The organism is Spirulina sp. CS-785/01, from assembly GCF_028330525.1.
In the GTDB taxonomy this organism is placed as follows: domain Bacteria; phylum Cyanobacteriota; class Cyanobacteriia; order Cyanobacteriales; family Spirulinaceae; genus JAQMSD01.
In genome coordinates, this window is sequence record NZ_JAQMSD010000003.1 from 1 (window position 1) to 11,161 (window position 11,161).

Consider the following 11,161-nt stretch of genomic DNA (forward strand, 5'->3'; position numbering starts at 1 on the left):
GTGGATAGTTGATGGTGCAAGGGGGTGTCGGGTGTCGGGTGTCGGGAGATAGGGGAGATAGGGAAGATAGGGGAGATAGGGGAGATAGGGAAGATAGGGGAGATAGGGGAGATAGGGAAGATAGGGGAGATAGGGGAGATTGAACAAGGATTGATAAATTATCTATTATCCATTACCAATTACCAATTATCCATTACCCATTACCAATTACCCAAACCAATGCGCCGAATTGATGCGATCGCCATTTTTATCATCATCTTTCTCCTCGGTGGCCTCACCTACGGGGGATTACAACTCTTGGGCCTAGAAGCCCAAGATGCGGGGATTTGGAGTCAAGCCCTGATGATGGTGGGAGTTGTCGGTTGGGTGGCCACCTATCTATTCCGGGTAGGAACAAAAAACATGACCTATCACCAACAACTGAAAGACTACGAGGACGCAGTGTTACAGAAAAAACTAGAAGAAATGTCCCCAGAAGAATTGGCAAAATTACAAGCGGAAATAGAGGAAGAAGAATAATGCCCACGGTGTCGGATTGCTTCTCGAAACTGAGAGCCAAAGGCCAATGCGCCCTCATCCCTTTCATTACGGCGGGTGATCCCGATCTGGACACCACCGCGAAAGCCTTAGAAGTATTAGACCAAGCAGGGGCGGATATTATTGAATTAGGAGTCCCCTATTCTGATCCCCTCGCCGATGGGCCCACCATTCAAGCGGCTGCCACTCGCGCCTTAAAACGGGGGATTAAGCTAGAACAAGTCTTACAGGTAGTGCAGTCAGTCCAAGGGAAAATTGCCGCCCCTATTGTTTTATTTACCTATTACAACCCGATTTTTTATCGGGGGATTGAACAATTTTTAGACCAAGTAGCCGCCGCCGGAGTGAAAGGGTTAGTCGTGCCAGATTTGCCCCTAGAAGAAGCAGAGGGACTCTTAATTCCCGCCAAGGAACGGGGAATCGAAGTGGTGTTATTAGTCGCCCCTACGAGTCCCAGAGAGCGCGTAGAAGCCATTGCTCAGAAGTCCCAAGGGTTCATTTATCTCGTGAGTGTCACCGGAGTGACAGGGACGCGGACTGAGGTGGCCAGCAAAGTTAAAGACTTATTGCCCAATCTTCGCGCTGTCACCGATAAACCCATTGGAGTGGGCTTTGGTATTTCCCAACCAGAACACGCGCAACAGGTGAAAAACTGGGGGGCCGATGCGGTCATTGTCGGCAGTGCCTTTGTACAACGGTTAGCCACAGGAAAACCGGAAGAAGGATTAAAGGCGATCGCTGAATTCTGTCAAAATCTTAAATCAGTGATCAGTGTCTAACGGGTAGCGTTACAGAGAAACGAAGTGAAAAACCCACCACTTTCAAGGGTGGGAGTTGCTTCGACAGAGAAACCAAACAACCAAAACCAACCATGCTGCCGCAATATTCCTTTGTGATTCCGATATATAACGAAGAAAGTAATATTCCGGAGTTAGCCCGACGGTTGAGTGAGGTAGCGAACCATTTGGACGGGGAAACAGAGTTTGTTTTCATTAATGATGGTAGCCGCGATCGCTCCTTAGAATTGTTGCGAGGACTACAAGACTATGATCCCCGCTTTTGTTATCTCAGTTTAGCCCGAAATTTTGGTCATCAAGTCGCCGTAACTGCCGGGTTGAATTTTGTCCGGGGTCAAGCGATCATCGTCATTGATGCAGACTTACAAGACCCCCCAGAATTAGCCCTAGACATGATTGCCCAATGGCAACAGGGTTATCAAGTAGTCTATGCCCAACGGATTAAACGATATAAAGAAAATTGGTTAAAACGGTTTTATGCCTATTGGTTTTATCGCATTTTAAAACGATTAGCCGATATTGAAATTCCCACCGATACCGGGGATTTTTGTTTAATGGACCGTCAAGTCGTGGATATTTTGAACGGGATGCCAGAGAGAAACCGCTATTTACGGGGGTTGCGGTCTTGGGTCGGTCTTCAACAAACCTCCATTTTATTTGAGAGAAATGCGCGGTTTGCCGGGGAACGCAAATATACGTTTCGCAAGTCTTTTTCTTTAGCCTTAAATGGGATTATTTCCTTTTCTCGCGTCCCCTTACGGTTGGCCACCTATTTAGGGTTAATTGCGGCTGCCCTTGCCCTAATTATGGCCGTTATGGTTCTCTATTGGCGACTCTTTCCCGCCAATTCTCCCCTCACAGGATATGCCACTATTTTAATTGCAGTATTCTTTTTAGGGGCGGTTCAATTAGTCTGTATTGGCATTCTAGGGGAATATATTGGCCGCATTTACGAGGAAGTGAAAGGCAGACCCCTTTATGTGTTATCAGAGGTGGGAGGATTTACCTCTCAAAAAGAATAGAATGGCTGGATCACAATTCAGTTCTCTACATGATCAATTATAGTGTTATAAGCTGTTGTGCATTTAAATTGGTATGTAATAAGAGGGAACAGGGAAAGGGATTAGAGTATTTTTTGCTCCCTTGAAGAAACCCAGTTTAAAAGTGTTTTACCTTATTGTTCAATTGCCTCTTGCATCACTCAACCCGTTTTAACGGGTTTTAGCTATTAGCCTTGGGTTGAAACCCAAGGCAACGTCAGCATTTTTCGCGCTAATAATCCCCATTATCGGCAATAATCCCTGTGTCGTTTCAACCCAAGGCAACGTCAGCATTTTTCGCGCTACTAATCCCCATTATCGGCAATAATCCCTGTGTCGTTTCAACCCAAGGCAACGTCAGCATTCTTCTTAACAATGGATTGCCAAAACCCCCAAAATTCCGTATAGGTAATAGAACCGGATGGAACGCATTATTTAATCCTAGCTTATGATTCCCCACCTACTACTCCGCCGAAAAACCCATTTTATCCTGTGGCGACCTGGAGAAATTAACCCTCCTCCCTCCTTGTATATCGGTCAATTCCCCGCCGATGACCCCGGTAGCTTCCAGAATTTCCAAGAAATTCCCCTCACCCCAAACCCAGAATATCCGGAATTGTGGGAAGTGGCCGCGGCAAATTGTCAACTGCAACCCGGAGGGGTGTATCACTACTGGTTTAAGGTGACAAACACCAGTCCCTACAATACAGAAGGGAGACAGATTCTTTATTGTACTGATCCCTTGGCCACTACGGTTGATCGTCGGCCTCTTAAATTAGCCCCTAAACCCAATGATGCGGATGGGATTAAAAGTAATGACCCGGCTAGTGTCATCTTATATCAAGATGGCCAACTGATTCCCTGTAACTCCGATGGGAAGACCGGGAAAGGGTTTGCCAAGGTTTATGAAGCGTCTTTGGTGGCCAATAATCATCTCGTCATGTATAAGTTACCGACTCGGTGGACTCGGACGGATATTGGGACGGGGTTAATGGATGCCACCTTTCAGGATATGATGGCACTTCTGAATGTGAACGCAGTGCCGCCAAATTTCCCCGATACAGAGGCGTTAGGGGTGGGTCAGGCTTATTTACTCGAATTGGGGGTGAATGCCCTAGAATGCCTTCCTCTTGCCGATAGTGAAGACCCTTGGCAATGGGGGTATGGGACAGCTAATTTTTTAGCGGTGGAGGACTGTTTAGGATGTCCAGAGAAACAGGAGGTTTCTTCGTCATTAACGGATTTAGAAGCGTTGGTGGCCTTGTGTCACCAGCAGGGAGTCCGGTTTTTTCTGGATTTGGTCTTGTCCTATGCCATGGGTCAACCCTACCGGAATATTAAGTTTGCGGACTTTTTTGTGCAATGGGGGATTGGGGACCCCGAACAAAATAACCGTGATGGTTTTGGGGGGGATTTACTGAAATATAATTATTGGGTGAAAGGATATGAACCGTTAACGGGAGAGAGAGACCGTTTTGTGCCGGGTCGGGAGTTGATCAAGGTTGCGATCGCCCATTGGATGGAACAATACCACATCGACGGCATCCGTCTCGATAGCGTCAATAATATCGCCAACTACGATTTTATCCAAGAAATCCGCGACTTTGCCCACGGCCACTGGCAAGACCAAGGCAAACAGAGTAAAACCGAACATAACCCCGATCATTTCCTCGTGGTGGGTCAAGACTCCAACGTCTCCCTCTCCCTCATCCACCAAAACCGTCTCGACGGCCTCTGGAATGAGAACTTTAAACAAATTGTCCGACAAGTCATTCTGGGAGAAAATGCCGTCGGAGATAGTAGTTTTGAATGGAGTTTACGAAAACTCATTGATTGTAACTATCTGGGATTCACCGACGGAACACAAGCGGTAAATTATCTCACCTCCCCAGAAGTCGGCGGAGTCGGCAACGAACGGCTCTATAATTATTTAAGCCAGTACAACATCCCCGACCTCCCCCAACGCATCAAACTGGCCTTCGTCTGTCTCCTCACTGCGGTGGGGATTCCCCTCATTTTAGCTGGGGAAGAATTCGCCGACGAACACGACCTGAATATTAGTGACCAACCAGCAGTCCATCGACAAATTGACCCCGTAAACTATCAACGAGTCAATGATCCTTGGCGCAAGGATATCTTTAATTATGTAGCCCGTTTGGTCCATCTGCGCACCACTTCCCCCGCATTGGCCATTAATGACACCTGGTTTTTACACGCAGACTACACGGAAGGAAAGCGTGTGGTTGCCTGGCAACGGGGACGGGGCGATAATTTAGTCATTGTGGTGGCCAATTTCTCCGACTACGGGACACCCAACCCCACCAGTCCAGAGGCCGAGTATATTGTCCCCAACTGGCGAAACACTCCACCGGGGAAACAATGGCGAGAAGTGACTCAAGACCGCATTGTCCCCCCCGAATGGGTGGGTCGAGAACCGATTTTCCCTTGGGAGGCCAAGGTGTATGTCTTGGAATAATTTTGTCTAACCCCAATTATTTTAAAGAAAGTGGGCTTAAATTCGGAAATTACTATTTTTCAACTAAAGGATCAATCATATCTTCAGGAATAGAATTGCGGTCAATATAACTTTTAATTTCCTCTTGATGGTCGAAATAGTAAGACAGTGCATCAAAAATTTGTGCTAGGTTAAGATAGGGTAAACCTTGCGGAATTTCCTCTGGTGCAACTCCCCTACGCCAAGTTTCAACAATTGCTCTAACAGGGGTTCGAGTCCCTTTAATAATAGGTTCTCCGTTGAGGATTTGGGGATGCTTAACCACATGACAATGTTCTGTTGATTCGATAGGTAATTTTGACTCAGTATTCATGGCAAATTCCCTTTTTTCTATTATTTAAACTTCACTTTAACTCCCGTTTTCTCTTAACCCTGCCGTTTCTAATACAGTTCCAATCCACTCATTTTCCTCCTCAGAAAACGGAGGCACAGGACTTTGAGAATAATCCATCACTAAATCATATCCAGCCCGATCATAAACACTATGAATTAACCCTTGTAAATCAATCATTAAATCCGGGTCAGGAGGACGTAACGGTAACGGAAAAGACGGGATAGATTGTTTTACATTAAACGCATATAAATCCCCCTTGGGTCGTTGGTCACTGCGACTCACCAACACCCGATAATGACTCGATACATCATTCTCTAATATCGGCATCGAGGCAAAACTACGGAGTAAATCAATTTCGATAAAATGAGTTAAACTTCCTAAAATTTGTAACCGTTTTTGTTCATAACTTCTGCGGCCTTCTCCAGGTCGTTTATTAATGGGAGAAAGTAATTCAATGGCCGTCACCACTTCCCCCGTAGCGACTTCTCGCACCTCCAAATATCCCTGACGGATGGTTTCTGGGACGGGGAGGGTGACAGAGATGGGGGAGGGAGGACTGGCCACAGCGACATTAGACAGGGGTTCTGCGGTGGAATTGCTGCCTTTGATGGTAAGATCGGGAAGACCCACTAAAACCCCACTAGAATTATAGGTTCGCACTTCTACAGCAACCCGGTATTTGGGACGGAGTTGGGGGGTTAAAAAATTGGTCAATTCGGCAATAAGTAACAAGTGAACACCTGGCCACAACTCAGGATGTTCCAAATAAGGATTCATTCCAGGAAAAGGAGAAGGCATAATCAAAACCCAAAAAGTTCGTAGTCGGGGCTTTAGCCCAAGACAATGCACCTAAACTTTTTAATAGTAGAATCCTAACACATCCAAACAGCCGCAAATTGCCATTAAACTCCCTCTCTGTGTCCCTCCGTGTCTGGAGTGGTGCAAATTCTCCCAAAAAAACAAGGGATTAACCCCCACAGGTTAACCCCTTCATAAATCTCTGAATCCGCAAAAATTAGCGGTCCACAGACCCCATAATGACATCAATACTGCCCAAAATTGCCATAATATCGGCCACCTTCACCCCTCGGAGAAGATGGGGCAAAATTTGTAAATTATTGAAATCTGGGGCGCGAATTTTGAACCGCCAAGGGAAGACATTTTTATTGCCCACAATAAAGACACCCAACTCTCCCTTGCCACTTTCTAAGCGGACATAATGTTCCCCTTCAGGAATTTTAAAAGTAGGGGGGACTTTCTTGGCAATGTACTCGTAATCCTTGTCATTCCATTTTGACTTACGGCCTTCTGCCATCCGTCGGGCTTCCAAATTCTCAAACGGCCCACCCGGAATCATCTTACAGGCTTGGCGAATAATTTTCACCGACTCGCGCATCTCTCGCACGCGAACTAGATACCGGGCCAAACAGTCACCACTGGTTTCCCATTGCACATCCCAGTCTAAATCATCGTAACATTCGTAGTGATCGACCTTGCGTAAGTCCCATTTCACCCCAGACCCCCGCAACATGGGGCCCGAGAGACTCCAGTTAATGGCTTCTTCACGGGTAATCACGCCCAGTCCTTCCACCCGACGACGGAAAATGGGGTTATTGGAGACTAATTTCTCGTACTCATCCACTTTGGGATCGAAATAGTCACAGAAATCTAAGCATTTGTCGATCCATCCGTAGGGCAGATCAACGGCCACCCCTCCAACTCGGAAGTAGTTATTATTAATTAATCTTGCCCCACTGGCCGCTTCCCAGAGGTCGTAGATCAGTTCCCGTTCGCGGAAAATGTAGAAAAAGGGCGTTTGGGCCCCCAAGTCTGCGAGAAAGGGGCCAAACCAGAGGAGGTGGTTGGCAATGCGGTTGAGTTCGAGCATGATCACCCGGATATATTGGGCCCGTTTGGGAACTTCAATGTCCGCCAGTTGTTCTGGGGCATTCACAGTGATGGCCTCATTAAACATCCCCGCCGCGTAGTCCCAACGACTCACATAGGGGACAAACATCACCGTCGTGCGGTTTTCCGCAATTTTTTCCATACCCCGATGCAGATACCCGATGACAGGTTCGCAGTCCACTACGTCTTCCCCATCCAGGGTGACAATTAACCGCAAAACTCCGTGCATCGAGGGATGATGCGGCCCCATGTTAAGGACCATGGGTTCGGTTCTTGTTTCGATTTGTGGCATAGGATCGCCGTTATTTCTCTATGGTTTCTACCGACTCGCCTCTCCTAGAGTCAGAAGGGCAGTTTGAATTAAGTTTTATTGCAGTTTCCTCTTATTATAGGGGACTCGCAGCCCCTCACACTGTTCTCAAGGGAGATTTTTTCTGTTTGTTGTTTGTTGTTTGTTGAACCTTGGGTTAAAACCCAAGGCTAAGAGCGAAAACCCGTTAAAACGGGTTAAGATCACGATTAACGCTCAACTCCCCCGTCTCCCTGTCTCCCTTTCTCCCGATACTGTTGAACCTTGGGTTAAAACCCAAGGCTAAGAGCGAAAACCCGTTAAAACGGGTTAAGATCACGATTAACGCTCAACTCCCCCGTCTCCCTGTCTCCCGACACTGGTAACGGATTAATGGTAACAGGTTACTGATACTTACCCTCGATAGGGTTCACTAAACAGGACTAGGGAACATTGCAACGAGAGGATGGCCTCTTGAACTACATCACTCACGGCCAGTCCTGCGGTAGTTCGACGACGGAGCGATCGCAACACCACCAAATCCACTTCCTCAGCCACCGCAATAATCACCTCCGCCACCTTATCCGAGGGAATTACAGCCACTTCTAATTGTTCCGTTAATCGATCCGACTGTAAAGCAGCTAAAAACTCCTGTTCTAACAGTTTAACGCGCTCTGGAGTAGCTTTTGCCGGACAGACGTGCAGCACTCGCACCCTCGCTTGGTTGGTTTCAGCCAATAATTGGGCAAATCTCACCGTTCTCACCGTTTGCGGGGTTAAATTCCGCACCGGAACAAGAATTTGTCCCACGGACAGCGACTCCGATTGTAACCGAACCACCGCCACCGGACAATGGGAAGCCCCTAAAACTTGGTCGAGAACATTCCCAAATAACCACGTCCGCAACCCCACTTCCTTACTCCACCCCATAATAATTAAACGGGCATTTTCTTCACAAGCTGTCTGTACAATTCCCGTCCCAATATCCGAGGCAATGCGTAATTTCGGATGGGTTGTCACTTGTAAAGATTGGCCAAGTTCCTCTGCTTGGACTAACAGTTTATGACTCTGTTTTAATTCCTGTTGTAACTCAGGATCATCCATGTGACTCTTACTGTAGGTGATAGCAAGAGGAATAATAATCCCAGATTCGTGACGAGTGAGTAAGGCCGCAATGGCCATTAATTTTCGCTCTGTTTCTGGGGTAGAAACGGGGACAACTACCGTAAATGGTGCTTCAACTTGCGGCGGATTTTCCCACCATAAGAAAGAGGAGTTCTCCTCGATTTGTGGGAGCTTTTTTTCGATTTGGGGGGGCATGATCTTCGGGGCAAAATGAGAGGTTAACATTGGCCCCACAATCGAAGTCACCAACATTAAAACAATAATCCCATTAAACACTTCTTCAGAAATTAACCCCACATTTAACCCTACCAATGCTGCGGCTAACGTCGCGGCAACTTGGGGGATGGAGAGAGACCACAATAACCCCATTTCTGCCCAAGAATAACCATAAAATAATTTAGTCAGTAAAGCCGCAAAAAATTTACTCCCCAAGAGTCCAATAATAATGGCAAGGGTTAATTCAAAGCTGGTAAGCAAGGTGTTAATAAATAGGGGAACATTGAGTAATAAACCCATCCCCACAAAGAAAAAGGGAATAAATAAGACACTCCCGAAGAATTCCACTTTTTCTTTTACCGAACTATTGCCTACTACATCATTTACCGCTAACCCGGCTAAAAATGCCCCGACAATTTTATCAACATTAATGATTTCTGCCCCCAAAGAGGCTAAAAAGACGGCTAATAGTACAAATAAAAACTGACTTCCTTCATCTTCTCCGGTTTGTCGAAAATAAGCCTTTCCAGCCCAGTCAAACCCAAAGAAAATAAGCAGCATATAAATGCCTAATACAACCAGTTGTACAATTAAACTTACCCACGAAAAGTCTCCCGCTTGCACTGAGACACAAATGGCTAAAACCAATAACGCGCTAATGTCGGTAAGAATTGTTGCTCCGACTCCCACTGTTGCCGCTTCGGTTTCAACGAGTCCAAATCGTTGTACAATGGGATAACCGAGCAAGGTATGGGAGGATAAAAGCGAACCGATCAAGATGGAAGATGTTAAGTTAAAATCAAAGGCTAAACCAATTATTGTTCCCGTTATTAAAGGGACTAAAAATGTAACAAGTCCAAACCCTAAAGACCGATTTTTATTGCGGCGAAATTGCAATAAATCAATTTCTAGTCCGGCCACAAACATTAAATAAATTTTGCCAATATCGGAAAAAAGTTTCATGCTTTCCGACTCAGCATCCAGCAAGCCTAGTCCATGTTGTCCTAAGACAATTCCTGCGGCAATTAACCCCACCAGTCCAGGTAAGTTTAACCGTTCAAACCACGGGGGAACTGTTAAGGAGACTAACAATAATAATGTGAAGGTTAAAATAGGAATTTCGGGAAGCCAGTGAAATAGAGACTGCATTTTAAGGAAAGAGTAAGGTTGACTGGATGGAGACTATTAAAACGCAAAACAATGGGAAAAATTTAGGTAAAGTGTCTGGATATAACTTAATTATAAATCAACGACTAAATTTTGTTACAATGGGGGTGAAAAATCAACCAGAAAATTTTACGGGTCTCCTGTCGAGTTGGGGATAAGCTCTAAAGAGCTTACTACGAAGGGCTCAACAATCTCTAAATGCTTACATTACTATGTCGAGTTTAAAAGGATATTAATTATCCATTATCCATTATTAATTATCCATTATCCATTATTAATTATCCATGTTACCGTTGATTGGGTCAGAAATAGACCAACCTTATGAGACCGCAGAAGTCGTGATTTTGCCTGTTCCCTACGAAATGACCACTACCTACCGGAAAGGGTGTCAACGGGGGCCAGAGGCGTTGCTGGCGGCTTCTGATCAATTAGAATATTATGATGTGGAGTTGCAGCGAGAAATTTGTTTTGGGGTAGGGATTCATACGTATCACCCGATTCCCCTCCAAGGACGCTGCGCGATCGCCAATTCCCAAGAAACCCCCCATCTCACCCCAGAAAAGATGGTGAAAGAGGTTGAAACCACCGTCTCGCAACTCTTAGCCGATAATAAATTTATCATTACATTAGGGGGAGAACATAGTATAACAGCAGGTGTAGTGGCGGCCTATCAGCAAGATTCCCCTGAACCCTTTACCGTGGTACAAATCGACGCACACGGCGACCTGCGGGACAATTACGAAGGCTCAAAGTATAATCATGCTTGTGTCATGCGGCGAGTGGTTGAACAAGGAATCCCCACTTTGGCCGTCGGGTTACGGAGTCTCTGTCAAGAAGAAGCAGAGTTCATTGAGTCTCACTCCCTCCCGGTGGTGTGGGGAGAAGAAACCGCCAATAATCCGGACTGGATTGAAGCAGGCTTAACCCAGATTAACACTCCTAATATTTTTATCACCATAGACCTGGATGGTTTAGACCCGTCAATTTGTGCAGGAGTGGGGACACCGCAACCAGGAGGGTTAAGCTGGTATCAGACAACGCGGTTTTTGCGGCGATTATTCGAGACATATCGGGTGTTAGGGTGTGATGTGATGGAGTTATCCCCGTTGGGGGATTCAGTGGTGTCAGAGTTCACCGCAGCCAAGTTAGTCTATAAGTTAATCGGCTATCACACGCTGAACCCGTGATAGGGATGGATGGGGGAGATGGGGGAGATGGGGGAGATGGGGGAGA

Annotated in this window: 9 protein-coding genes; 5 read left to right on the forward strand and 4 right to left on the reverse strand. The window is 46.2% G+C overall.

Annotated elements, in window-relative coordinates; translation table 11 throughout:
• The first annotated feature begins 219 nt into the window (after positions 1 to 219).
• The 4 genes from PN462_RS00135 (at position 220) to PN462_RS00150 (ending at position 4,850) form a co-directional block, all read left to right on the forward strand.
• Positions 220 to 519: a DUF3007 family protein gene (locus PN462_RS00135; RefSeq protein ID WP_272125771.1), complete on the forward strand. Its 300-nt coding sequence runs from the start codon at positions 220 to 222 to the stop codon at positions 517 to 519.
• Positions 519 to 1,316 (forward strand): tryptophan synthase subunit alpha, encoded by a 798-nt coding sequence (gene trpA, locus PN462_RS00140; RefSeq protein ID WP_272125772.1) that lies wholly within the window; start codon positions 519 to 521, stop codon positions 1,314 to 1,316. Before PN462_RS00135 ends, trpA begins: the two co-directional genes overlap by 1 nt.
• Positions 1,317 to 1,408: 92 nt before the next feature.
• Positions 1,409 to 2,356, forward strand: coding sequence for a glycosyltransferase family 2 protein (locus PN462_RS00145; RefSeq protein WP_272125773.1), 948 nt, complete (start codon positions 1,409 to 1,411; stop codon positions 2,354 to 2,356).
• 466 nt (positions 2,357 to 2,822) lie between these two features.
• On the forward strand, positions 2,823 to 4,850 hold the full coding sequence (locus PN462_RS00150; protein WP_272125774.1) for an alpha-amylase family glycosyl hydrolase: 2,028 nt from the start codon (positions 2,823 to 2,825) through the stop codon (positions 4,848 to 4,850).
• Positions 4,851 to 4,902: 52 nt separating this feature from the next.
• Here PN462_RS00150 and PN462_RS00155 read toward each other — a convergent pair whose 3' ends face one another.
• From PN462_RS00155 to PN462_RS00170, 4 genes are all read right to left on the reverse strand, one after another.
• Complete coding sequence (locus tag PN462_RS00155) at positions 4,903 to 5,202, reverse strand: DUF433 domain-containing protein (RefSeq protein ID WP_272125775.1); 300 nt, start codon at positions 5,200 to 5,202, stop codon at positions 4,903 to 4,905.
• Positions 5,203 to 5,238: 36 nt separating this feature from the next.
• Entirely contained in the window at positions 5,239 to 6,021 is a 783-nt protein-coding gene (locus PN462_RS00160; protein ID WP_272125776.1) for a DUF4058 family protein, read from the reverse strand.
• Between the two features lie 217 nt (positions 6,022 to 6,238).
• On the reverse strand, positions 6,239 to 7,423 hold the full coding sequence (locus PN462_RS00165; RefSeq protein ID WP_272125777.1) for an NAD(P)H-quinone oxidoreductase subunit H: 1,185 nt from the start codon (positions 7,421 to 7,423) through the stop codon (positions 6,239 to 6,241).
• Between the two features lie 411 nt (positions 7,424 to 7,834).
• A complete protein-coding gene (locus PN462_RS00170; RefSeq protein WP_272125779.1) occupies positions 7,835 to 9,910 on the reverse strand; it encodes a cation:proton antiporter in 2,076 nt (691 codons plus the stop codon).
• Between the two features lie 302 nt (positions 9,911 to 10,212).
• Here PN462_RS00170 and speB point away from each other — a divergent pair, with 302 nt between their 5' ends.
• Positions 10,213 to 11,115, forward strand: coding sequence for an agmatinase (gene speB, locus PN462_RS00175; RefSeq protein WP_272125780.1), 903 nt, complete (start codon positions 10,213 to 10,215; stop codon positions 11,113 to 11,115).
• Positions 11,116 to 11,161: the final 46 nt, after the last annotated feature.